Annotated in this window: 23 protein-coding genes; 18 read left to right on the top strand and 5 right to left on the bottom strand. The window is 75.5% G+C overall.

Features of this window, described 5'->3' with window-relative positions:
• Nucleotides 1-182 precede the first annotated feature (182 nt).
• The 6 genes from ACFQ80_RS03245 to ACFQ80_RS03220 all read left to right on the top strand — a co-directional run bounded on the left by ACFQ80_RS03245 (nucleotide 183) and on the right by ACFQ80_RS03220 (nucleotide 7,299).
• The gene (locus ACFQ80_RS03245; protein WP_430562528.1) at nucleotides 183-2,480 is read left to right on the top strand and encodes a primosomal protein N'; all 2,298 of its coding nucleotides are present in this window, start codon (nucleotides 183-185) and stop codon (nucleotides 2,478-2,480) included.
• Complete coding sequence (locus ACFQ80_RS03240) at nucleotides 2,480-3,106, top strand: HAD family hydrolase (RefSeq protein WP_430562527.1); 627 nt, start codon at nucleotides 2,480-2,482, stop codon at nucleotides 3,104-3,106. Before ACFQ80_RS03245 ends, ACFQ80_RS03240 begins: the two co-directional genes overlap by 1 nt.
• Before the next feature lie 54 nt (nucleotides 3,107-3,160).
• The gene (gene fmt, locus ACFQ80_RS03235; protein ID WP_430562526.1) at nucleotides 3,161-4,144 is read left to right on the top strand and encodes a methionyl-tRNA formyltransferase; all 984 of its coding nucleotides are present in this window, start codon (nucleotides 3,161-3,163) and stop codon (nucleotides 4,142-4,144) included.
• Nucleotides 4,141-5,685, top strand: a complete 1,545-nt coding sequence (locus ACFQ80_RS03230; RefSeq protein WP_430562525.1) for an RsmB/NOP family class I SAM-dependent RNA methyltransferase — start codon at nucleotides 4,141-4,143, stop codon at nucleotides 5,683-5,685. Before fmt ends, ACFQ80_RS03230 begins: the two co-directional genes overlap by 4 nt.
• Before the next feature lie 97 nt (nucleotides 5,686-5,782).
• Complete coding sequence (locus ACFQ80_RS03225; RefSeq protein ID WP_430562524.1) at nucleotides 5,783-6,025, top strand: helix-turn-helix transcriptional regulator; 243 nt, start codon at nucleotides 5,783-5,785, stop codon at nucleotides 6,023-6,025.
• Nucleotides 6,022-7,299, top strand: a complete 1,278-nt coding sequence (locus ACFQ80_RS03220) for a type II toxin-antitoxin system HipA family toxin (protein WP_430562523.1) — start codon at nucleotides 6,022-6,024, stop codon at nucleotides 7,297-7,299. The genes ACFQ80_RS03225 and ACFQ80_RS03220 overlap by 4 nt, the downstream gene beginning before the upstream one ends.
• Nucleotides 7,300-7,346: 47 nt before the next feature.
• Here ACFQ80_RS03220 and ACFQ80_RS03215 read toward each other — a convergent pair whose 3' ends face one another.
• Nucleotides 7,347-7,907 (bottom strand): GNAT family N-acetyltransferase, encoded by a 561-nt coding sequence (locus ACFQ80_RS03215; RefSeq protein ID WP_430562522.1) that lies wholly within the window; start codon nucleotides 7,905-7,907, stop codon nucleotides 7,347-7,349.
• A gap of 38 nt (nucleotides 7,908-7,945) precedes the next feature.
• Here ACFQ80_RS03215 and rpe point away from each other — a divergent pair, with 38 nt between their 5' ends.
• From rpe to ACFQ80_RS03195, 4 genes are all read left to right on the top strand, one after another.
• Complete coding sequence (gene rpe / locus ACFQ80_RS03210) at nucleotides 7,946-8,608, top strand: ribulose-phosphate 3-epimerase (RefSeq protein ID WP_430562521.1); 663 nt, start codon at nucleotides 7,946-7,948, stop codon at nucleotides 8,606-8,608.
• 146 nt (nucleotides 8,609-8,754) lie between these two features.
• Nucleotides 8,755-9,018 (top strand): phosphoribosyl-ATP diphosphatase, encoded by a 264-nt coding sequence (locus ACFQ80_RS03205; RefSeq protein WP_079575216.1) that lies wholly within the window; start codon nucleotides 8,755-8,757, stop codon nucleotides 9,016-9,018.
• A gap of 102 nt (nucleotides 9,019-9,120) precedes the next feature.
• On the top strand, nucleotides 9,121-9,969 hold the full coding sequence (gene hisG / locus ACFQ80_RS03200) for an ATP phosphoribosyltransferase (protein WP_430551880.1): 849 nt from the start codon (nucleotides 9,121-9,123) through the stop codon (nucleotides 9,967-9,969).
• 61 nt (nucleotides 9,970-10,030) lie between these two features.
• A complete protein-coding gene (locus ACFQ80_RS03195; RefSeq protein ID WP_430551881.1) occupies nucleotides 10,031-10,477 on the top strand; it encodes a PH domain-containing protein in 447 nt (148 codons plus the stop codon).
• A 90-nt stretch (nucleotides 10,478-10,567) separates the two neighbouring features.
• On the opposite strand, the gene ACFQ80_RS03190 is transcribed toward ACFQ80_RS03195, so the two are convergent.
• Nucleotides 10,568-12,445, bottom strand: a complete 1,878-nt coding sequence (locus ACFQ80_RS03190) for a DEAD/DEAH box helicase (RefSeq protein ID WP_430562520.1) — start codon at nucleotides 12,443-12,445, stop codon at nucleotides 10,568-10,570.
• A 236-nt stretch (nucleotides 12,446-12,681) separates the two neighbouring features.
• Here ACFQ80_RS03190 and ACFQ80_RS03185 point away from each other — a divergent pair, with 236 nt between their 5' ends.
• The 8 genes from ACFQ80_RS03185 to ACFQ80_RS03150 all read left to right on the top strand — a co-directional run bounded on the left by ACFQ80_RS03185 (nucleotide 12,682) and on the right by ACFQ80_RS03150 (nucleotide 18,900).
• Nucleotides 12,682-13,293 carry a CDP-alcohol phosphatidyltransferase family protein gene (locus ACFQ80_RS03185; protein WP_430562519.1) on the top strand — a complete coding sequence of 204 codons (612 nt, stop codon included), beginning with the start codon at nucleotides 12,682-12,684 and terminating at the stop codon, nucleotides 13,291-13,293.
• Entirely contained in the window at nucleotides 13,290-14,270 is a 981-nt protein-coding gene (locus ACFQ80_RS03180; RefSeq protein ID WP_430551884.1) for a DUF881 domain-containing protein, read from the top strand. The genes ACFQ80_RS03185 and ACFQ80_RS03180 overlap by 4 nt, the downstream gene beginning before the upstream one ends.
• On the top strand, nucleotides 14,267-14,599 hold the full coding sequence (locus ACFQ80_RS03175) for a small basic family protein (protein ID WP_079575212.1): 333 nt from the start codon (nucleotides 14,267-14,269) through the stop codon (nucleotides 14,597-14,599). The genes ACFQ80_RS03180 and ACFQ80_RS03175 overlap by 4 nt, the downstream gene beginning before the upstream one ends.
• 7 nt (nucleotides 14,600-14,606) lie before the next feature.
• Nucleotides 14,607-15,971 (top strand): DUF881 domain-containing protein, encoded by a 1,365-nt coding sequence (locus ACFQ80_RS03170; RefSeq protein ID WP_430562518.1) that lies wholly within the window; start codon nucleotides 14,607-14,609, stop codon nucleotides 15,969-15,971.
• A 210-nt stretch (nucleotides 15,972-16,181) separates the two neighbouring features.
• On the top strand, nucleotides 16,182-16,658 hold the full coding sequence (locus ACFQ80_RS03165; protein ID WP_430551886.1) for an FHA domain-containing protein: 477 nt from the start codon (nucleotides 16,182-16,184) through the stop codon (nucleotides 16,656-16,658).
• Nucleotides 16,655-17,398: a MerR family transcriptional regulator gene (locus tag ACFQ80_RS03160; RefSeq protein ID WP_430551887.1), complete on the top strand. Its 744-nt coding sequence runs from the start codon at nucleotides 16,655-16,657 to the stop codon at nucleotides 17,396-17,398. The genes ACFQ80_RS03165 and ACFQ80_RS03160 overlap by 4 nt, the downstream gene beginning before the upstream one ends.
• A 118-nt stretch (nucleotides 17,399-17,516) precedes the next feature.
• Entirely contained in the window at nucleotides 17,517-18,050 is a 534-nt protein-coding gene (locus ACFQ80_RS03155; protein ID WP_430552014.1) for a bifunctional nuclease family protein, read from the top strand.
• A 262-nt stretch (nucleotides 18,051-18,312) separates the two neighbouring features.
• Nucleotides 18,313-18,900, top strand: coding sequence for a MerR family transcriptional regulator (locus tag ACFQ80_RS03150; protein WP_430551888.1), 588 nt, complete (start codon nucleotides 18,313-18,315; stop codon nucleotides 18,898-18,900).
• Nucleotides 18,901-18,906: 6 nt separating this feature from the next.
• Here the strand turns inward: ACFQ80_RS03150 and ACFQ80_RS03145 are convergent, their stop codons facing one another.
• From ACFQ80_RS03145 to ACFQ80_RS03135, 3 genes are read right to left on the bottom strand one after another with little or no spacing between them, the layout of a single operon-like run.
• The gene (locus ACFQ80_RS03145; RefSeq protein WP_430562517.1) at nucleotides 18,907-20,184 is read right to left on the bottom strand and encodes a phosphatidylserine/phosphatidylglycerophosphate/cardiolipin synthase family protein; all 1,278 of its coding nucleotides are present in this window, start codon (nucleotides 20,182-20,184) and stop codon (nucleotides 18,907-18,909) included.
• 5 nt (nucleotides 20,185-20,189) lie between these two features.
• Entirely contained in the window at nucleotides 20,190-21,356 is a 1,167-nt protein-coding gene (locus tag ACFQ80_RS03140) for a tyrosine-type recombinase/integrase (RefSeq protein ID WP_430562516.1), read from the bottom strand.
• Nucleotides 21,357-21,390: 34 nt separating this feature from the next.
• Nucleotides 21,391-23,082: an FAD-dependent monooxygenase gene (locus tag ACFQ80_RS03135; protein ID WP_430562515.1), complete on the bottom strand. Its 1,692-nt coding sequence runs from the start codon at nucleotides 23,080-23,082 to the stop codon at nucleotides 21,391-21,393.
• Nucleotides 23,083-23,089: the final 7 nt, after the last annotated feature.

Below are 23,089 nucleotides of genomic sequence, written 5' to 3'. Positions count from 1 at the left end.
ACGTATCCCTCCCGAAGTGGAGGGCGCCCTGGCGCCCGTGAACGCGTCCGCGCGAAGGAAGCATCCCGCCACGCTCGATCTTCGTCAGGCGGTGTCGCATCGCCGCGGCCTCGTCTCACGTCGTCACGGGAACCGTAGGGGGATGTGCTGGTGGCGTGGGCGGGGCGTGATGGGATGGCCTCGTGACTGAGACCTCCGAGCCCGAGCAGCCCGCGCTGCTCGGGCTCGACGACGTCCCGGCCCCGCGTGACGCCGCGACGAAGGGGCGCCGCAAGCCCGGGACGGGCGGCAAGGGCGGCAAGGCTGCCCTGGGGGCCACTCCCGTCGCCGAGGAGCTGCCCGTCGCGCGGGTGGTGCTCGACCTGCAGCCCGCGCACCTGGACCGCCCGTACGACTACCTGGTGCCCGCCCCCATGGCCGACGACGCCCGGCCGGGGGTGCGGGTGCGGGTCCGGTTCGGGCCGCAGGAGGTGGCGGGCTACGTCGTGGAGCGTCGGGAGACGTCCGACCACGAAGGGCGGCTCGTGCCGCTCAAGCGACTGGTCTCGGCCGACCCGGTGCTGTCGGAACCTGTGCTGCGGCTGGCCCGCGCCGTCGCGGACCGGTACGCGGGCACCCTCGCCGACGTGCTGCGCCTCGCGGTGCCGCCCCGGCACGCGCGGGTCGAGAAGGAGGTGCTGGCCTCCCTGGCGGAGCCCGTCGAGGAGGCGGGACGGGACGGCACGGACGGCACGGACGGCACGGACGACGCGGGTGACGCCCGGGACCGCCCCCAGGACGCCTCTGACGGCGCTCAGAGCGACTCCGGGGCGCCCGCCGGGGACCTGGCGGTGCCGCGGCCCGTTCGTCCCGTGGCGGCGGGCTCCGTGGCGGCGTGGGAGTCGTACCTCGGCGGGGAGGCGTTCTGCCGGCACCTGCTGGCCGGGCAGGCGCCGCGGGCCGTCTGGACGCCGCTGCCCGGTCTGGCGCCGCCGACCGACGACGGGCCGGCCCACGTGCCGCACTGGGCGGCCGGCGTCGCGCAGGCGGCCCGCGCCACCGTCGCCGGGGGGCGGCGCGCCCTCGTCGTCGCCCCCGACGCCCGGGACGTCGAGCGCGTCGTCGACGCCCTGGGCGAGGCCGGGCTCGACGACGTCGTGCGCCTCCTCGCCGACGACGGCCCCGCACCCCGCTACCGCGCGTTCCTGCGCGCCCGGCACGGCCTGGCCGACGTCGTGGTCGGGACCCGGGCCGCGATGTTCGCCCCGGTGCCCGACCTCGGCCTCGTCGTGCTGTGGGGGGACGGGGAGGACACGCTCGCGGAGCCGCACGCCCCCTACCCGCACGCCCGCGACGTGCTCGCCCTGCGCAGCGACCTGGAGTCCGCGGCGTACCTGCTGGCGTCGCCGGGCCGGACCGTGCAGGCGCAGGCGCTGCTGGCGTCCGGGTGGGCGCGCGAGATCGCCGCGCCCCGCGACGTGCTGCGCGCCCGCGCACCCCGCGTGCGCGCGCTCACGTCGGTCGAGCTCGCCGCCGAGGGGCCGGGCGCGGCCGCGCGGCTGCCGACCGCCGCCTGGCGGGCCGCCCGCGACGGGCTGACCCGCGGACCCGTCCTCGTGCAGGTGCCGCGCACCGGCTACCTGCCCGTCGTGGCCTGCGCGCGGTGCCGGACCGCCGCCCGGTGCGCCGCGTGCCACGGCCCCCTCGGCATGACCCGCACCGGCAGCGCACCGCAGTGCTCCTGGTGCGGCCGCCTCGCCGGCGGCTGGCGCTGCGAGGAGTGCGGCGACACCCGGCTGCGCGCCGTCCGCGTCGGGTCGGACCGGACCGCGGAGGAGCTCGGCCGGGCGTTCGCGGGCACGCCCGTGCGGGTGTCCGCGTCCTCCGCGCCCGCCGGGGTGCTCGACCGGGTCGGGCCGGAGCCGGCGCTCGTCGTCGCGACGCCCGGGGCGGAGCCCGTCGCCGACGGCGGGTACGCCGTCGCCCTCCTGCTCGACGCCGCCGTGGCCACCGCGGGCACAGGGCTCGCCACTGCCACGGAGGCGCTGCACCGCTGGCTCGCCGCCGCGGCCCTCGTGCACCCCGCCCGCGCCGGCGGGCAGGTGCTCCTCGTCGGGGACGCCGCTCCCGCCCCGACCGGGGCGCTCGTGCGCTACGACCCCGGGGGCCTGGCCGACCGGGAGCTCGCCGAGCGCCGCGAGCTCGCGCTGCCGCCCGCGGTCCGCGTCGCGGCCGTCTCCGGCGACCGGGGGGCGGTGGACGCGGTCGTCGGCCGCGTCGCGCTCGCGGGGCCCGACACCGTCCTCGGCCCCGTCGAGCAGCCTGACGCCGACCCGCGACGCGGAGCCACCCTCGAGCCCCAGGTGCGCACCGTGCTGCGCGTCCCCCTCGCCCAGGGGGGCGAGCTCGCCGCCCAGCTGCGCGCCTCCCTCGCCGTCCGGTCCGCTCGGCGCGAGGGTGGCGTGGTCCGCGTGCAGGTCGACCCGAAGGAGATGCTCTGATGGCCCTCGCCCCCGCCGGGGCCCCCGTCGACACCGTGGTGCTCGACTTCGGCAACGTGCTCGTCGGGTGGGACCCCTACGGGGCGTTCCCCGGCCGGCCGCGCGCCGAGGTGGCCAGCTGGATGGCGGAGATCGACTTCCCGGCGTTCAACCTCGCCCAGGACGCCGGCCGCAGCTGGGCCGACGCCCGCGCGACCCTCGACGACCGTCCCCACCTGCAGCCTCTCCTGGACGAGTACGTGGCGGGCTTCCCCGGGACGCTGACCGGCCCCGTCCCCGGCTCGGCGGAGCTCGTCGAGGAGCTCGGTGCCGCGGGCGTGCGCCTCCTCGGGCTCACGAACTGGTCCGCCGAGCTGTTCCGGCACGCCGCCGGCGCCGCCCCCGCCACGACCCGCCTGGAGCACGTCGTCGTCTCCGGGCGTGTGGGGCTCGCGAAGCCCGACCCGGCGATCTTCCGTCACCTGGCCGCGACGCACGACGTCGATCCCGCCCGCGCCGTCTTCGTGGACGACGGCCCCGCCAACGTCGCCACCGCCCGGCAGCTCGGCTTCCACGCCGTCCGCTTCACCGACACTCCGGCGCTGCGCGCCGCGCTGCGCTCCCTCGGGCTGCCCGTGCGGCGGTAGGCGGGCGCGTCCCGCCCGAGCCACGGCGCGTCGCCGCCCGACTACGATCGGGTGGTGCGCCTGCTCTTCGCCGGAACCCCCGACCCCGCCGTCCCGTCCCTGCGTGCCCTCCTGGCGTCGCGCCACGAGGTCGTGGGCGTCCTGACCCGGGCGGACGCCCCCGCCGGGCGGGGCCGCCGCCTCGTGCCCAGCCCGGTGCGGCTCGCGGCCGAGGAGGCCGGGATCCCGGTCCTCACCGAGCGCCCCCGCGGCGAGGATTTCCTCGCGACGCTGCGCGAGCTCGACGTCGACGCCGCCCCCGTCGTGGCGTACGGGCACCTGCTGCGCCCCGACGTGCTCGCCGTCCCCCGGCTCGGCTGGGTCAACCTGCACTTCTCCGTGCTGCCCGCGTGGCGCGGAGCGGCCCCCGTGCAGCACGCCGTCCTCGCGGGCGACGAGGTCACCGGAGCCACGACCTTCCTGCTGGACGAGGGCATGGACACCGGCCCGGTGCTCGGCACCGCCACGGAGACGATCCGCCCCCGCGACACGTCCGGCGACCTGCTCGGCCGCCTCGCGACCAGCGGCGCGGAGCTGCTGGTCGCCACCCTCGACGCGCTCGAGGACGGCACCCTCGCCCCCCAGGCGCAACCGGCCGACGGCGTCTCCCTCGCACCGAAGGTCACGACCGACGACGCCCGCGTCCGCTGGGACGACCCGGCCCTCGCCGTCGACCGCCGTGTCCGCGCCGTCACGCCCGCCCCGGGGGCCTGGACCACCCTGCCCCCCACCTCGGGGCTCGACGCCGCCCCCGGCGCCCGCCTCGGCCTCGGTCCCGTCACCCCGCGACCCGACGTCACCGACCTCGCCCCGGGCGAGGTGCGCGCCGGCAAGAAGGAGGTCCTCGTCGGGACCGCCACGCACGCCGTCGCCCTCGGGCACGTGCAGCCCGTGGGCAAGAAGCCGATGCCCGCCGCCGACTGGGCCCGCGGCGCACGCGGCCTCTTCACCGCCGACGCCGGGGACACCGCCCCGCGCCTCGGGCAGGACGCCCGATGAGCGCGGACCGCCGGGACGAGCGTCGCGACTCCTCCCGCAACAGCAAGGGCCGCCAGCGCGGCGCCGCCCGCTCGCGCGGCGAGACCCACCGCAGCGCCCAGGCGCCCGGCGAGCGGCGGCGTCGCACCGACCCCGCCCGCACCGCCGCCTACGACGTCCTGCGCCAGGTGGACGGCTCCGACGCCTACGCCAACCTCGTGCTCCCGCCCCTGCTGCGCGAGCGCCGCGTCGCGGGCCGCGACGCCGCCTTCGCCACCGAGCTCGCGTACGGCACCCTGCGCCTGCGCGGTCGCTACGACGCGATCCTCGCCCGCTGCGTGACCCGCCCCCTCGACCAGCTCGACCCCGAGGTGCTCGACGTGCTCCGTCTCGGCGCGCACCAGCTCCTGGGGATGCGGGTGCCGTCCCACGCCGCCGTCTCCGAGACGGTCGCCCTCGCCCGTGACCGCGTGGGCGCCGGGCCCGCCCAGATGGTCAACGCCGTCCTGCGCGCCGTCGGGCGCACGTCCCTCGACGACTGGCTCACCCGCCTCGCCGACGAGGCGCCCGACGCCGTCACCGGCCTCGCCACGGTCGGCTCCCACCCCGTATGGATCGCCCGCGCCCTGCGCGAGGCGCTCGCGGGCCACGGCCGCAGCCCGGACGAGGTCGCCGACCTCCTCGACGCCGACAACACCGCCCCGCGCGTCACCCTCGTCGCCCGCCCCGGCCTCGCTGGCCCCGACACGCTCCAGGAGCAGGCCCACGACGCCGACGTGCGGCTCGAGCCCGGCCGCTGGGCACCGACCGCGCTCGTCCTCGCCGGCGGCAGCGACCCCGCCGCGCTGCCCGCCGTCGCCGACGCGCGCGCGGGGGTGCAGGACGAGGGCTCCCAGCTCGTCACCCTCGCCCTCGCGGACGCCCCGCTCAAGGGACCTGACGCCCGCTGGCTCGACCTGTGCGCCGGTCCGGGCGGCAAGGCCGCGCTCCTCGCGGCGCTCGCGGGGGAGCGGGGCGCCACCCTCGTCGCCAACGAGGTGCAGCCGCACCGAGCGCGGCTCGTCGAGCGGGCCCTGCGCGCCGTGCCCGGCGGCGTCGTGGAGCGCGTGCGCACGGGCGACGGGCGGGAGGTCGGCACCGAGGAGCCCGCCGCCTACGACCGGGTGCTCGTCGACGCCCCCTGCACCGGGCTCGGCGCCCTGCGCCGTCGCCCCGAGTCCCGGTGGCGCCGCACGCCGGCGGACCTCGGCACGCTGACCGTGCTGCAGCGCGAGCTGCTCGGTTCCGCCCTGGACGCGGTGCGTCCCGGCGGCGTCGTCGCGTACGTCACCTGCTCCCCGCACCTGGCGGAGACGCGGCTCGTGGTCGACGACGTGCTCCGCCGCCGCGACGACGCCGAGCGCATCGACTCCCGTGCGGCGCTGCGCGGCGTGCTCGTCCCGGGGGCGCAGCTCGACCTGGGCGCCGACGACGGGGGCGCGCAGGGGCTGGACGCCCAGCTGTGGCCGCACGTGCACGGCACCGACGCGATGCACCTCACGCTGCTGCGAAGGGTCCGCTGAACCGCCGGTCGCTGTCAGGAGATCCTTGCAAACTTTGGGATGCCGGAATATCCTTCCTGAGAGTTCGGGAAGAATAATCCGACAACAGGAGCCTGACATGACGCATCCCAGCCCCTGGACGCCGGCACGCAGCGCACGCGACCTCGGCCGCTTCGCCCGCACCGTCCGCCGCCGACGCGGCATCAGCCAGACGGCGCTCGCGGAGGAGCTGGGGCTGACGCGGCAGTACGTCTCCGAGGTCGAGGCGGGCGTGGACAACCTGTACATCACGCGCCTGTTCGAGATCTTCGACGAGCTCGGCATCGACGTGCGCCTCGCGGAGCGGGGGCGAGACGCGTGACCGAGATCGACGCCTGGCTCTACGGGGCACGGATCGCGCGCTTCGTCGCGCGTGACCTCGGGCGGGGGACGCCGCGGGTCGAGCTCGGGTGGGACGACGACGCGGCGCGGCGCTGGGGCGACGGCGCGCGGATCCTGTCGCACCTGCTCCCGATCGAGCCGGACGAGCGGCCCGCGCCGGCGCGCGTGGCCGCCTGGCTCGACGGCCTCATGCCGGAGGGGCGCGTCCGTGCCCACATGGCCATGGACGCGGGCGTGGACCCCGACGACCCGGTCGCGTTCTTCCGCGCCTACGGCGGCGACACGGTGGGCGCGCTGACGTTCGTCGAGGCGGGCGTCGTGCCGGAGCCGGAGTCGCGCCCCACCCGGCGTCTCGACGAGGCGGGCGTCGCCGCCCTCCTGCGCGAGAGCGTGGCCCGCGCCGGCGGGCAGGGGCGGGCGCAGCACCTCACCAGCTCCCTGCCGGGCATGGAGCCCAAGATCGGCCTCGTGCGCGACGAGCAGGGGTGGCTCCGGGCGTCACCCACCCAGCCCACGACGCACATCCTCAAGGTGGCGCGCGAGGCGGGCTCGCCCACGGCCGACCTCGTCGACACCGAGGCCGCCGCGCTCGACCTGGCCCGCCGCGTGGGCCTCACGTCGATCGACGCCGAGGTGGTCACGTTCGAGGACGTCCGGGCGATCGTCGTCTCCCGCTACGACCGAGTGTCCGACGCGGCCTCGCCGGGCGGCCAGCGGCGCGTGCACCAGGAGGACGCGGCCCAGGCCCTGGGCATCAACACCCGCGACCCGGAGCGCAAGTTCCAGCACGGCCGGACGCTGCCGTCGCTCGCCAGGATCGCCCGCGTGCTGCGCGAGGACGGTGCCCGGCCCGACCCGCTGCTCGCGCTCACCACCCTGAACCTGGCGGTCGGGAACACCGACGCCCACGCGAAGAACGTGTCGCTGCTGCGGCGCGAGGACGGCACCGTGGCGCTCGCCCCGGCCTACGACGTGTCCATGCACCTGCACCACGTGCACGCGTCGCGGGTCTTCGCGATGGACGTGTCCGGGGAGCGCGACATGGACCGCATCACGGCCGAGCACCTCGTCGCGGAGGGGGAGTCGTGGGGGCTGCCGCGCCGCCGCGCGCTGCGTGCCGTGGCGGCCACGCTCGACGGGTTGCGCACCGGCCTCGGGGAGATCGACCGCGACGCCCACCCGGGCGTGGGTCCGGACGCGTGGCGGACCGTGGAGGCCCGCACCGACGCGCTCCGCGCCGGGCTGCCCTCCTGAGGTGCTTCTCCTGAGGCGCTGTCCTGCTGAGGCGCGCGGCGCGCTCGTCAGGCGAGGGTGCGCTGGAGCAGCGTGGTGCTCACGGAGCGGCCGTGCTTGACGCCGACGTCACGCAGCACACCGGCGACCTCGAAGCCGAACCGGCGGTGCAGGGGGAGCGAGCCGGCCGCCGCGGGGTCGTCGGCCACGACCGCCACGACCTGCCGCACGCCGGCGCGCGTGCAGGCCTCCAGCAGCGCGGTCATGAGCAGCGAGCCGACACCCCGGCCCTGGGCCGCGGGGGCGAGGTAGATCGTGTCCTCCACCGTGTAGCGGTAGGCGGCCTTGGGCCGCCAGGGGGCCGCGTACGCGTAGCCGACGACAGTCCCGTCGACCTCGGCCACGAGGAAGGGCAGGCCGCGGGCGTCCAGGTCCACGAGGCGCTGGCGCCAGGCGGCGACGTCGGGGGCCTGCTCGTCGAAGGTCACGGCCGTGCCGGTGACGTACGGCTCGAGGATCGCCGCGACGGCGGGCAGGTCGCCGACGACGGCGGCACGCACGACGGGCGGTGCGGCGACCGTCGACGCGGTCGACGGCGACGGCTCGGCGGGGGAGGGGAGCGGTGGCACGGGGCGAGCGTAGTGGCTGCTCCGCCTACGCTGGGCGCATGCCTGCGCTGATCAACCCGAGCATCCTGTCGGCCGACTTCGCGAACCTCGAGCGGGACCTGGGCGCCATCGCCTCCGCCGACTACGCCCACGTGGACGTCATGGACAACCACTTCGTGCCGAACCTCACGCTCGGCCTGCCGGTCTTCGAGCGGTTGGCGCAGGTCTCTCCTGTGCCGCTCGACGCGCACCTGATGATCGAGGACCCGGACCGCTGGGCGCCGGCGTACGCGGAGGCCGGGGCGGCCTCGGTGACGTTCCACGCGGAGGCCGCCAACGCCCCGGTGCGCCTCGCGCGGGAGCTGCGGCGCCTGGGGGCACGGGCGGGCGTGGCGCTCCGGCCGGCCACGCCGGTGGAGCCGTTCCTCGACCTCCTGCCGGAGATCGACATGATCCTCGTCATGACCGTGGAGCCCGGCTTCGGCGGGCAGTCGTTCATCGACGGGACGCTGCCGAAGATCCGGCGGGCCCGGCAGGCGGTGGGGGAGTCGGGGCTGGACGTGTGGATCCAGGTCGACGGGGGAGTGTCGCGCGACACCATCGAGCGAGCTGCGGACGCGGGGGCGAACGTCTTCGTGGCGGGTTCCGCGGTGTACGGGGCCGCCGACGTCCCGGCGGAGATCGAGGCCCTGCGCGGGCTGGCGTCGGGCCACGCCCACTGAGCACCTCTCGCGGCTCGGCACGCAACCGGCACCTCTCTCGACTCTCGGAAAAATAGTGTGCCAAGCGTCCTGAACACGCGGAGCTCACCGTCCCGAGGACCGGAACCCTGCCCGGAGCCCGGGGTCCCGGCGTCTAGGCTGAGCGGGTGAAGACGTTCGACTCCCTGTTCGCCGAGCTGACCGAGAAGGCCACGACCCGCCCCGCCGGGTCGGGGACCGTGGCCGAGCTGGACGCCGGCGTGCATGCGATCGGCAAGAAGATCGTGGAGGAGGCGGCCGAGGTCTGGATGGCCGCCGAGCACGAGACCGACGAGGCCGCCGCGGAGGAGATCTCGCAGCTGCTGTACCACCTGCAGGTGCTCATGCTGGCCAAGGGACTGACGCTCGAGGACGTGTACGCGCATCTGTGAGCGCCCGGACCGGGGCCGCACCGTCACGGTGCGGCCCCGTCGTCCGTCGCGCGCGCCCTGCCGCCCGACACGTCCCGTCCTGATCAGAACGAGGTAACCGCAGTGCTCCGTATCGCCGTCCCCAACAAGGGCTCCCTCTCCGTCCCGGCCTCCGACATGCTGCGCGAGGCCGGCTACCGCCAGCGTCGAGACACCCGCGAGCTCGTGCTCGCCGACCCCGACAACGGGGCCGAGTTCTTCTTCCTGCGCCCCCGCGACGTCGCGGTGTACGTCGGCTCCGGCACCGTCGACGTCGGTATCACCGGCCGCGACCTGCTGCTCGACTCTGGCGCCGACGCCGTCGAGCACCTGCCGCTCGGCTTCGCCGCGTCGACGTTCCGTTTCGCGGCGCCGGCGGGCACGATCACCGACGTCGACCAGATCGCCGGCCGCCGGGTGGCGTCGTCGTACGACACCCTGGTCCGCTCGTACCTGCGCGAGCGAGGGATCGAGCCGTCGGCCGTGGTGCACCTCGACGGCGCGGTGGAGAGCTCCGTGCGCCTGGGCGTCGCGGACGTCATCGCGGACGTCGTCGAGACGGGCACGACGCTGCGCGCGGCGGGTCTCGAGGTGTTCGGCGAGCCGATCCTGCGTTCCGAGGCGCTGCTCATCCGACGCAGCGACGTGGGGGAGCCGGCCGGGCTCGACGTGCTCACCCGCCGCCTCCAGGGCGTGATCACCGCGCACGAGTACGTGCTCATGGACTACGACGTGCCGATGGAGCTCGTCGACGCCGCGGTGGCGGTGACGCCCGGCTTCGAGTCGCCCACCGTGTCGCCGCTGCACAACGGCGAGTCGGCGGCGGTGCGGTCGATGGTGAAGCGCTCGGAGACCAACCGCGTGATGGACGCGCTGTACGAGGTGGGGGCGCGCGGCATCATCGTGACCTCCATCCACGCCAGCCGGCTGTGACCCGGCGGGTCGGCGCCCGCCGACCTGTCGAGCACGTGCGGGCGGTGGCAGCGTGGTGGGCATGAGCGCGTCACGCTTCCGCACCTTCCGGCCGCTGTGGGGCCAGGTCTCGGCCTGGTTCGTGTGGGTGGTCGCCGCGGTCGGCAGCGTGGTGGTCGGGCTCGGCTCGAACGGGCCGATGGGCGCGGCCGCGGTGAACAAGATCTCGTTCGTGGTCTTCGCGCTGGGCGTCACCTGGCTGCTGTGGCGGCTCGGCGGCGTGCACGCGGTGCCCTCGGAACAAGGGCTGCGGGTGCGCAACCTCGTACGGTCCCGGACGCTCGCGTGGCCGGAGATCGTCGAGGTACGGCTGGGCCCGAACGACCCGTGGGTGCGCCTCGACCTCGCCGACGGCGGCACGATCGCCGTGATGGGCATCCAGCGGGCGGACGGGGAGCGCGGGATGGCGGAGGCGCGGCGCCTGCGGTCCCTGGTCGTGAGCCTCGGCGAGGCACCGGACCGCACCTGACCGCGTCCGCCCCTGCCGGGGGACGACGACGCCCCGCGAGCCGTACGGCTCGCGGGGCGTCGCGGTGTCTCGGGCCGGTGCCCGACGTCGTCAGACCGTGCGGGCCGGACGACGGTCGGTGCGGGGCCGCTCCGTGCGCGGGGCGCGCCGCTCCGGGGCGCCCTTGTCGACGGAGATCCGGAGGGCCTTGCCCGCGACGTGGGCACGCCCGATGCGGTTCATGTCGGCGTCGTCGAGCGGTCGCGAGATGTCGACCAGCGAGAAGTTGCCGAAGATGTCGATCTTGCCGATGTCGCTGCCCGACAGGCCGCCCTCGTGGGTGAGCGCCCCGACGATGCCGCGCGGCTGCGCGCCGTGCGTGTGCCCGACGGAGATGCGGTAGCGCGTGCCGGCGGCGGGACGACGGATGCCGCGGCCACGGTCGTCGCGATCGCGGTCGGAGCGGGGGTGGCGGCCCGTGCGGTCGCCGTCCCGCTCGGTCCGCTCGGCGCGGTGGGTCTCGCGGGTGCGCCCGCCCTTGGCCTCGGCCCGCTCGCGCTCGTGCTCCTCCTGGGCCGCGCGCTGCTGGGGGCCGTCGTCCCCGACCGCGAGCGCCAGGAGGGCGGCCGCGACCTGCAGGGCGTCGTCGTCGGCCTCGACGGGGGCCGTCGTGCCGTCGGTGTCCTCGGCGGAAGCCGCCGCGGTGGCGGCGCGCTCCTGGAGCATCCGGGTGTACAGGTCGAGGCGGCCGGACTCGATGCGGGTGCCGACGGCGTCGAGGAGGCGGCGGGCGCGGTGCTCGGAGACGTCGCGCGGCGAGGGGATCTCGACCTCGGCGAGCGTGGTCCGGATGGTCCGCTCGATGTGCTTGAGCTTGCCGCGCTCGTGGGGCGTGACGAACGACAGGGCGCGGCCGGTGCGCCCCGCGCGGCCGGTGCGGCCGATGCGGTGCACGTAGGCCTCGGGCTCGCGGGGGATGTCGAAGTTGACGACGAGGCCGATGCGGTCGACGTCGAGGCCGCGGGCGGCGACGTCGGTGGCGACGAGCACGTCGAGGGCGCCGGACTTGAGGCGCTCGACGATCTTCTCGCGCTCCTTCTGGGCGACGTCGCCGGAGATGGTGGCGGCGGAGGTGCCGCGCTCGACCAGGGCGGCGCCGACCTCCTCGGCGTCCTTGCGGGTGCGGGTGAAGACGATGGTGGCGTCGGCGTCGGAGGTGGCGAGCACCCGGACCAGGGAGCCGATCTTGTGCCGGAAGGGCACGACGGCGTAGGTCTGCTCGACGGTCGACACGGTGGACGACTGCCGGGAGACCGCGATCGCGACGGGGTCGGTGAGGTGGGTCTCGGCGACGGCGCGGATGGCGGGCGGCATGGTCGCGGAGAACAGGGCGACCTGCCGCTTCGCGGGGGCCTGGCCGAAGATCGTCTCGACGTCCTCGGCGAAGCCCATGCGGAGCATCTCGTCGGCCTCGTCGAGGACGAGGAACTTGACGCCGTCGAGGGAGAGGGTGCCGCGCTCCATGTGGTCCATGACGCGGCCGGGGGTGCCGACGACGACGTGCACGCCGTCGCGCAGGGCGCGCTGCTGGGGCTGGTAGGGGGAGCCGCCGTACACGGAGGTGACGCGCACCCCGGGCAGGTGGGTGGCGAAGGACTCGACGGCCTCGGCGACCTGGAGCGCGAGCTCGCGCGTGGGGGCGAGGACGAGCGCCTGCACGTGCCCGCCGGCGACGTCGGCCTGCGGGTCGAGGGCGGCGAGCAGCGGGATGCCGAAGGCGGCGGTCTTGCCGGTGCCGGTCTGGGCGACGCCGGTGATGTCGCGACCGGCGAGGAGCTCGGGGATGGCGCGCGCCTGGATGGGCGAGGGCGTCGTGAACCCGAGGTCGTCGACGGCGGCCTGCAGCGGTGCGGGGAGGCCGAGGTCGGCGAACGTCGGGTCCTGCCCGGTGTTCTGCTCGGTGGGCAGGGTGGAGTCAGGGGTGCTCAAGAGCGGTCACCGTTCTGTGGGTGGTGGGGGAGGAGTCCTGCACCGCCAGGGGCGGCGGGGCGGTCGCTCGGTCCCGGACACACACCAGCCCCGCTCTGAGCGGGGCACAACGAACACGCGGGAGGCACGACGAACTCCGAAGGTGCCCCCAGTCTACCGGCCGGTGCCGGATGAGGTCCGGCGGGTGCCGGTGAGTTCGGCCACTGGGCGCAGGGCGCGTGCGTAGGATGTGCCCCGTGCAGGAGGGCCAGGAGATCAGCAGCCGGGTCTTCACGATCCCGAACCTGGTGAGCTTGCTGCGCCTGGCGCTGGTGCCGGTGTTCGCGGTGCTGATCGTGGTGGGCGAGGACGTGTGGGCCCTCGCCGTCCTGGCCTTCTCCGGGTTCACGGACTGGCTGGACGGCGTGCTGGCGCGGCGCCTGCACCAGGTGACGCGGCTGGGCCAGATGCTGGACCCGGCGGCGGACCGTCTCTTCATCTTCGTCACGCTGGCGGGCCTCGCCTGGCGGGACGTGGTCCCGCTGTGGTTGCTGGTGCTGATCGTGGCGCGTGACGTGCTGCTGATGTGCCTCCTCCCGGTGCTGGCGCGGCACGGGTACGGCCCGCTGCCGGTGAGCTTCGTGGGCAAGGCCGGGACGTTCGCCCTGCTGTACGCGTTCCCCCTGCTCCTCCTGGCGACGATGCCGGGCGTGGTCGGCGCGGCGGCGCACGTCGTGGGCTGGGCGTTCACCTGGTGGGGCGTCGGCCTGTACTGGGTGGCGGGTGTCCAGTACGTGCGGCAGGCGCGCGTCCTGCTGGGGGCCGCGAGCGCCGGGCCGGACGCCCGGGGTACGGAGGGCGAGGCGTGACGGCGCCGGTGCGCACGCCGGCGCGCCGCCGCCCGGACGAGTCGATGACCCTGCTGGTCGAGGTCATGGAGAAGCCTCTGGACCCGGGGTACGCGGAGGAGGCCGAGCGGCGCGCCGAGGCGGCGCGGGCCGGGCGCCCGGCGGGGCGCCGGGGGCTCTCCGTCGTGCTCCTGCTGGTGCTCGCGGCCCTGCTGGGGTTGCTGACCGTGTCGGCGGCACGGCAGCTGCGAGCGCCCCAGGCCGAGGTGGCGGCGGCGCGCGAGGTGCTGGAGAACCAGATCGTGGACCGGCGCGGGGAGGTGGACGCGCTCCAGGCCCGGTCGGTGGCGCTGAGCGACGAGATCGAGGCGCTGCAGCACACCGCGCTCGCCAGCGAGGACCCGGGACTGTTGCAGACGCTGCAGCGCGACGGCGTGGTGAGCGGGTCGGCGGCCGTCAGCGGCCCCGGTCTGGTGGTCTCCCTGTCGGACGGCGACGCCGCGCAGTCGGAGTCGGATCCCGACGCGAGCGCCCGGGTGCGGGACGCGGACGTGCAGACCGTGGTGAACGCCCTGTGGGCGGCGGGCGCGGAGGCGATCTCGGTGGACGACCAGCGGCTGACGTCGCTGTCGGCGATCCGTAACGCGGGGGACGCCATCCTGGTGGACCTCGTGCCGCTGCCGGGGCCGACCTACGCGATCCGCGCGATCGGCGACCCCGACGACCTGCAGACCGCGTACGCTCGCTCCGGCGCCCCGGCGTACCTGCAGCTGTTGGGGTCGCGCTACGGGATCCAGTCGAGCGTGACCCCGCAGAGCGACCTGTCGCTGCCGGGCGTGGGGAACCAGACCCTGCGGTACGCGTCGACGTCGGGTGCGGGGGAGTCCTCGCAGCCGGGCGACGACGCCCAGGGGGCACCGCAGAGCACACGAGAGAGCACATCGCCGGGGACGTCGCAGGGGACGTCGTCGTCCGACACCGAGGAGGAACGCTCATGATCGCCGCGATCGGGCTCGTGATCGGCGTGATCGCCGGTCTGGTGCTGCAGCCGACCGTGCCGGTGGCGTTGCAGCCCTATCTGCCGATCGCGGTGGTGGCCGCCCTGGACGCCTTGTTCGGGGGCCTGCGCGCCAAGCTCGACGGGCTGTTCGACGACAAGGTGTTCCTGGTGTCGTTCCTGTCGAACGTGGTCGTGGCGGCGTTCATCGTGTTCCTCGGCGACCAGCTGGGCGTGGGTGCGCAGCTGTCGACCGCGGTCGTGGTGGTGCTGGGCATCCGGATCTTCTCGAACGCGGCGGCGATCCGCCGCCACCTGTTCAAGGCGTGAGCGGCGGATGAGCGACCCGAAGGGCGACCGCCCCGACACCCCCGAGTCCGCTGAGACGCCTGAGTCGCCTGAGTCGCCTGACGTCGCGTCCGGCGACGGCGACGAGGACGTGACCGCCGGGGCTCCGTCGTCGGCCGTCGAGGACGACGCCGCGGTGGCTGCCGCGAGCGCCGGGCCCCCGCAGGAGGACCAGGCCTCGCAGGAGGACCAGGCCTCGCAGGAGGAGCCTGTGCCCTCGGAGGCGCCCTCCCACGGCGCCCCGGCCGACGGTGACTCCACCGATCGGGAACTCACGGGCGAGGACTCCCCGCAGGGCGAGGCGGCCACGTCCTTGGAACCTGAGGTGGACGAGGGCGAGGCGGTGGCCCACGCCGAGCCCGCCGCCACCACGGAGGCGACCCGTGCGGGCGACTCGGACGACGAGCTCGAGCCGCCGGGGGAGCCGCTCGCCGTCGAGCCTGCGCCTGCGCCCGCGCCTGCGCCCGGACCGCCGGACGACGCCCCCGGGGACTCCGAGGACTCCGCAGGCACGGACGACCCCCCGGAGTCGGACGCCCCCGAGCCGGCCAGTGGCGAGCCGGCCGGCGCTGAGAACGGTGTCGACGACACGACCGAGCACGCGACCGCGAGCGCCGGGGCGGCGTCCGCCGCGCCGAGCGGGTGGCGCCGGCTCGGGGCGGCGCTGCGTCCCCGGGCGAGCCGATCCCAGGTGCTGGCGGGCGTGCTGTGCGCGGCGCTGGGCTTCGCGCTGGTGGTGCAGGTGCAGCAGTCGGCGTCGGACCAGCTCTCGTCGGCGCGCCAGGAGGACCTGGTGCGCCTGCTCGACGAGGTCACCGACCGGGCGCAGCAGCTCGGGGACGAGGTCTCGGGGCTGGAGGCGACGCGCGACGAGCTGGAGTCCGGCTCCGGGCAGGCGCGGTCGGCGCTCGAGCTCGCGGAGCAGCGTGCGGAGTCGGAGGGCATCCTGTCGGGGCGGCTGCCGGCGCAGGGCCCGGGGGTGCGCGTGACGATCCAGGACCCGGCCGGCGCGCTGAAGGCGTCGCAGATGTTCAACGTGCTGGAGGAGCTGCGCAACGCGGGCGCGGAGGTGGTCGAGCTCAACGGGGTGCGCCTGGTCACGTCCACCTGGTTCGAGGACGAGGGTGGCGCGATCGTGGTCGACGGGACCTCCCTCTCCTCCCCGTACGAGTGGACCGTCATCGGCGACCCGGAGACGATGGACCGCGCGCTGGAGATCCCCGGCGGCGCGCTCGCGACGGTGCGTACGGCGGGGGCGGAGGCGTCGACGGCGCGCGAGGACGAGGTGAAGATCACGGCGGTCACGCCACCGGGGGAGCCCGAGTACGCGCAGCCGGAGCGCGCGCGCGACTGACAGCGCGACCGACAGCCTCGCGAGGCGCGTCGGGACTGGTCCGACGGGCCGGCCGCCGGTGAGCGGGCTTCCCGCCCGTGCCCCGGTCGGGGTAGGTTTGTCGGACGACGGCGCACGTCGGACGCACAGTCGGCCATCCGGGGCCACCGGCTTCCCGGGCCCGGTCGGCAGCGTCGCCCGACCCACCGGCCCGACCTCACAGGAGGACTGATGACGGACCCCCGCCCTCTCCCGCCGCACCAGGCGGCCGCGGACACCACCGCGCACCTGGGGCGCGTGGGCGCGCCCGCGGAGGAGCAGGCGTTCCGGATCCCGCTCACCGCGGAGGAGGCCGCCGCCGTCGCGGCCCTGCCCCGGCACTCGGCGCTCCTCGTGGTGCAGTACGGCTCCGGCGCCGTGGGGGAGCGCTTCCTGCTGGACTCCGACCGCGCGGTCGCCGGCCGCAGCGAGCAGGCGGACATCTTCCTGGACGACGTGACCGTGTCGCGCAAGCACGCGGAGTTCGCCCGCGAGGGCGACCGGTTCGTGGTCCGGGACATCGGCTCCCTCAACGGCACGTACGTCAACCGGGAGCGCATCGACGCGGCGCCGCTGGTGACGGGTGACGAGGTGCAGATCGGCAAGTTCCGCATGTCGTTCCACGCCAGCCCGCAGGCGCCGCGGGACCCGCAGGCGCCCGCGTCGTGACGGCGGCGCAGGCCGCGCAGGGCGAGGAGCCCGCCGGCGCGCCGGAACCCTGGCCGCGGGGCATCTCGCGCCAGGCGACGATGCGGATCTCCGACGTGCTCGCCCAGCTGGGTCCGGAGTTTCCGTCGGTCTCCCACTCCAAGCTGCGGTTCCTCGAGGACCAGGGCCTGATCGACCCGGTGCGCACCCCGTCGGGCTACCGGCAGTACAGCCCCGCCGACGTCGAGCGCCTGCGGTTCGTGCTGACGGAGCAGCGGGACTCGTACCTGCCGCTGAAGGTCATCAAGGAGCGTCTCGCCGAGATGGACGCGGGGGAGCCCGCGCCCGGACCGGCGCCACGGCTCGCCGACGCGGGTGCCGCGGCCGAGGTGTCGCGACGGCGCTGGACCGTGGAGACCGTCGCGGAGGCGACCGGCACGACGGTCCGCTTCGTGCAGGAGCTGGTGTCCGCGGGCGTGCTGCAGTCCCGGGCGGGGAGCCGGTTGGACGACGGCGCCCCCGACGTGGTGCGGATCGCGGCCCGGCTCGCGGAGCACGGCATCGAGCCGCGCCACCTGCGGTCGTTGCGGGCGTCGGCGGACCGGCACGTGGGCCTGGTGGACCAGCTCGTGGCGCCCTACCGCAGCCAGCAGACCCCGTCGGCGCGCGCCCAGGGTGCGGAGCTCGCGGCGGAGGTGGGCGAGCTGCTCGCTCGCCTGCACTCGACGTGGGTGCGGCAGGGTACGGGCGACCTCGTCTGACCGGCCCTTCGCGATCCCTTCGCGTGCGGCCCCAATCCGGCGGGCCCCCCGGGCGACGTGCGGCACCTTGCGGACGTACCGTGGATCGGTGGAACCCGACGACGCGAGCGACGCACCGATGGTCCCGGTGGAGGTCCTCGGGGTGCGGCAGCAGCAGCACGACCAGGAGATCGTCGTGCTGCTGCTGGACGCCGCCGCGAACCTCGCCGTCCCCATCGTCATCGGGGCGCGCGAGGCGTCGGCCATCGCGATGGCGCAGGCGGGTCTCGTGACGCCGCGCCCGATGACGCACGACCTGCTGCGGGACCTTCTCGGCGCGGTGGGCGTGGAGCTCGAGCGGGTCGAGATCGTCGCGCTCGACGGCGGGGTGTTCTTCGCCGAGCTGGTCCTGTCGAACGGCACCCGGCTCGACTCGCGCGCCTCGGACGCGATCGCCCTCTCGGTGCGGACCGGGAGCCCGGTGCTCTGCTCGGCGGAGGTGGTGGCCGTCGCCGGCGTCGAGGTGGTGGACGTTGAGCAGCAGCGCGAGGTGGAGAAGTTCCGCGACTTCCTCGACCACGTGAACGCCGCCGACTTCACGGCCCCCGGGGGGCCGCACGAACCGGGCACGCCCCCGAACGGCGGCGAACGGCCGGACGACGCCCCTCCCTGACGTCGCGGGCCAGGACCGGGGCCGGCGAGCGACGCCCGCCACGCCCGGACGGACCCTCGACCTCCGGTCGAGGGTCAGACTCGGTTACCGTAGGAGCCGAACCCTCAAGTCGTGGTCGACGGTTGAGGGACGGGCGTGAGGTCCCTTCGTGGGGACAGGTTCGTGGGGGCAGGGCGGCGCGACACGCGGTCCCGCTCGGCGCCGACGTCGTTGACGACCCCCCGGGGGCGTCCTAGCGTGGAGTCCAACACCAGGAGGCACAGTGAACAGCAGCGGTGAGGCAAGCGTCCCCACGGGTGCTTCGGTGCCGCACGGCGCCCAGGGGCTCCTCTTCGGTGAGGACCTCACGGAGCAGGACGCCGCCACCGGGTACCGCGGCACCACGGCGTGCCGGGTCGCGGGGATCACCTACCGCCAGCTCGACTACTGGGCCCGCACGGGCCTCGTGGAGCCGTCCATCCGGCCCGCGACCGGCTCCGGGACCCACCGCCTGTACAGCTTCCGCGACATCCTCGTGCTCAAGGTGGTCAAGCGGCTCCTCGACACCGGGGTGTCGCTGCACCAGATCCGCAGCGCCGTCACCCACCTGCGGGAGCGCGGCGTCGAGGACCTGGCGCAGATCACACTCATGAGCGACGGCGCGTCGGTGTACGAGTGCACGTCCCCCGACGAGGTCGTGGACCTCGTCCAGGGCGGCCAGGGAGTGTTCGGCATCGCCGTCGGCCGCGTGTGGCGCGACATCGAGGGCACGTTGTCCGAGATGCCGACCGAGTCCCTCGAGGACGAGGAGCCGGCCACGCACGAGGGCGACGAGCTCGCCGCCCGACGTCGCGCCCGTACCGCCGGCTGACCCCCCTCAGAGGAAGGGGCGCAGCGGCGACATCAGCCGCTCGGCGACCTTCGACAGCGGGTGCCGGCGCTGCCACTCGTCGCGGGTCAGCTCGCGCGAGTTCGACTGGTCCATGCGGAACGCGTCCTCGAGCTGCCCCGCGAGGCCGACGTCCACGACCTCGAGGTTGATCTCGTAGTTGCCCGTGAGGCTCAGCCGGTCGATGTTCGCGGTGCCGACCGTGGTCCAGCGCCCGTCGATGGTCGCGGTCTTGGCGTGGATCATCGCCCCCTGGTAGAGGAAGATCCGCACGCCGCCGCGCAGCAGCGTCGAGTAGTGGCCGCGGGCGAGCCAGTCGGCCACCACGTGGTTCGACCGCTCCGGCACGAGGACCCGCACGTCGACGCCGCGCGCCGCGGCCGCGAGGAGACCTGCCTGGATGTCCTCGTCGGGGATGAAGTACGCCTGGGTGATGTACACGTGCGAGCAGGCGCGGTCGATCGCGTCGAGGTAGATGCCCCGGATGGGGAAGACCAGCTCCGAGGGCGCGTTCCGCGCCGCGCGCAGCTCGGGCAGCCACAGGGGGGAGCCGACGTCCTGCAGGACGGGCAGACGGGGGTCGCGCCACCGGTTCCAGAAGTCGACGAACGCGTTCCGCAGCTCCCACGCGGACGGGCCCGTGAGGCGCAGGTGCGTGTCCCGCCACTGCGTCGCGTAGAGGGAACCGATGTTGTAGCCGCCGACGAACGCCGTCTCGTCGTCGACGACGAGGATCTTGCGGTGGTCGCGGCCCGAGCGTCGGACGTCGAGCATCAGCAGCCCCGGACGCATCGCGGGGAAGCGCAGCACGCGCACGCCCGGCAGGTCGTAGAAGCGCCGGGAGATCACCAGGTTCGCGAAGCCGTCGTAGACGACGTAGACCGCGACGCCGCGGGCGGCCGCCTCCACGAGGGCCTGCTTGAACTGGCGGCCGACCTCGTCGTCCTTCCAGATGTACGTCTCCAGGAAGATCTCCCGCTGCGCACCGCGGATCGCCTCGAGCATCGCGTCGTAGAGGTCCGCGCCGTACGTGTAGAGCGTCGCGGTCGTGTCCTCGATCTCGGTGGACGACGGCGGGGCCGTGGGGAACGGCTCGTCGAGCGGGTACTGGTGCCGACGGAAGCGCTCGAGCCCCATCACCGTGGCGGCAGCAGCCACCGGGACCGCCGCGGCGAGCACCGCGCCCCGGGTCGTGTACCGGCGCAGGGCGGGCCAGTCGATCTGGACACGGACGGGCTTGCGGAGACGGGGGAAGCGAGGCGGCACGAGGCTCACGGTAGCCACGCCCCGTCACCACCGCGCGCCGAACTGTCGGGTACGTCGGTGATGTCACCCGCCGGGGTGGCCGGAGCCTCGGCCGCGGTCGTCGCGGGCGCGGCGAGGCCCGCCGACAGCGGGTGCGACCGGATGGCCGCAGCGAGCTCGCCCTCGATCCGGTCGAGGTACACGCCGGTGGTGGCGATGGACCGGTGCCCGAGCAGCTCCGCGACGACCTTGACGTCCCAGCCCTCGGCCACCAGGAGCGTGGCGGTGGTGTGCCGGAGCGCGTGGGGGGTCGCCGGCCGACGGTAGGGGGCGGGCATCCGCTCGACGGCACGCGCGAGCAGGGCGCGCACCGCCTGCGTGTCGACGCGGCGGCCGCGCCAGGTGAGCAGCAGGGCACGCTGCGCGTCCGGGTCGTCGGGCCGCCGGGCGGCGAGCCGGGGCCGCAGCTCGGTCAGGTACTCCTCGAGCGCCGCCGCCAGGGGTGCGGAGAGCGCGACCGTGCGGATCGACCCGCCCTTGCCGACGATCCGCCACCGCGTCTCCTCGGGCTCGCGCGTGAAGTCCGCGACGTCGGCGCGGGCCAGCTCCGAGACGCGCGGACCGAGGACCAGGAGCAGCGCGACGACCAGGCGGTCGCGCAGCGCCAGCGCCTGGTCCGACCGTGCGGCGCGTGCCCCGGCCCCCGCGGTGGCCGCGGGGGCGTCGGCCACCGCGGACGCCTGCAGCAGCGCGCCCGCCGCCGACGCCGACAACGCCGTCCGCTCCACCCGCAGGCGGCCCCGCGAACGGGCGGGGGGCGCCGCCCACTGCATCGGGTCCGCCTGGACCCAGCACTGCCGGGCCGCATGCGCGAAGAACCGGCTCACCGACTGCCGGAACCGGTTGACCGTGGCGACCGACCGCCCGGGTGCGCCCTTGCGTCCCGGGTCGCTGTACCGCCCGTCGGGGCTCGCCTGGTAGCGCACGAGCGCGTCGTCGACGTCCTCGCCGGTCACGTCGTCGAGCACGCGGTCGTCGCCGACCAGGGCCGCGAACTCCCGCACGTCCCGCTCGTAGCTGCGCGCCGTGGCAGGGGACAGGACTCCGCGCACGCTCTCCACCTGCACCGATGCGAGGTAGCGGTCGGCGGCCGCGGCCACGGTGAGGCGGTTCAGGCGGGGAGGGGCGACCACGGGGACAGGCTAGGCGGGCGCACCGACACGACCGTCAGGCGGCGACCGCCGCGCGTGCCCGCACGGCGCCGAGCAGGGCCGCGAGCGCCGAGGGGTCGTCGGGCAGCACGTCGCCGCGCCAGGCGACGTGCTGGTCCTGGCGTGCGATGGCGTAGCGCGTGACGTACGACGCGGGCACGAGGTCGTCGGGCACGACCACCAGCTCGATCGGCAGCCCGGCGGACCGGGCGGCGGCCACCCAGTGGTCCCACCCGGCGTCGGGCGCGCCGGTGCGCCCTGCCACGACGAGCGTGTACCAGGGGCCGAGCCGGTCGTAGAGGGAGACGCCGTCGCCCAGCCAGACGTGCGGCAGGCGGCAGCCCGGGACGGTCGAGGGGGTGTAGCTGCCCATCGTGTAGTCGGGCGCGTCACCGTCGGGGACGATGATCGGGGACCCGGTGTAGGAGTACCCGAAGTTGAGCCCTGCGGCGGCGAACTGCTGGACGTTCAGGCGGTACGCCAGCTCGCCGAGCTCGCGGCGCGCGGCCTCGCCCGCGGCGTCGTCGGACTCGAGGTGGGCCGGGAGGTCGGTGGCGCCGATCTTGCGCAGGTGCCCCATGGCGAGGCGCGACACCTGGTCGGTGATCGGCTGCCGCTCGGCCGCGTAGGCGTCGAGGACCGCGTCGTCGGCCCACCCGGTCACGACGGCGCCGAGGAGCCACGCCAGGTTGAGCCCGTCGGCGATCCCGGCGTTCATGCCGTACCCGCCGTACGGCACCCACAGGTGTGCGGCGTCCCCGGCGAGGAACACGCGACGGTCGCGGAAGGTGTCCGCGACGAGGCGGCGGGCGACCCAGTCCTCCTTCGAGAGGACCTCGTACGCGACGTCGTCGCCCAGCCCGAGGATGTCGCGGACGGCGCGGTCGCGGTCGACGGAGTCGTCTGCTGCCTCCTCGGGGGTCAGGTACGTGTGCACGAGGAAGACGTCCCGCCCGTCGATCGCGTAGACGTGCCCCTGCCGGCGAGGGTTGAAGACGTACACCCCCCACGCCGGGTCGGCGTCGACCTGGTCCGCCAGCCCGGGGACGCGGACGCACGTCGACTGGACGTGCTGGAGCACCGGGTCGCCGTGCAGGCGCGCCCCGATGGACTTGCGCACGAGGGAGCGGCCGCCGTCGGCCCCGACGAGGTAGCGCGCGCGCACGGTGACCTCCGTCCCGCCGTTCGGGCCCCGGAGCGTCGCCGTCACGCCGTCGTCGTCCTGGGCCACGCCCGTGCAGCGCGTGTCGTTGCGCAGGTCAACGTGGGGGAGCGCGGCGACGTGACGCTCGAGGATCGGCTCCAGGTAGCGCTGGTTGACCCGGTGCGGGGGCTCGGCCGTCTCCCACGTCGTGTCGGGGCCGGTTCCGTCGCCCCGGCGCCGGGCGGCCGCCGACGGGATCTCGATCCGCCCGAACTCGATCCCGGTCGCGCTGGTGCGGAACGCCACGTCCTGCGGGTGGTCGGCGGGCAGGCCCGCGGAGCGGACGGCGTCGGCGAGCCCCAGGCGGCGGAACGCCTCCATCGTGCGGGCGGAGACGTGGTTGCACTTGACGTTCGGCGGCTCCAGGAAGGGGCGGTCCTCGACGACGACCGTCGAGACGCCGCGGGAGTCCAGGTCGGCCGCCACCAGCAGGCCGACGGGCCCGCCGCCGACGATGACGACGTCCACGTCGTAGGGCTCGGGGAGCTCGGGGGAGCGGGTCATTCTCGTC

Source organism: Isoptericola sp. NPDC056578 (genome assembly GCF_042793275.1).
Lineage (GTDB): Bacteria > Actinomycetota > Actinomycetes > Actinomycetales > Cellulomonadaceae > Isoptericola.
Note: the sequence above shows the minus strand (reverse complement) of the source record. Positions and strands in the feature narration are given on the sequence as shown.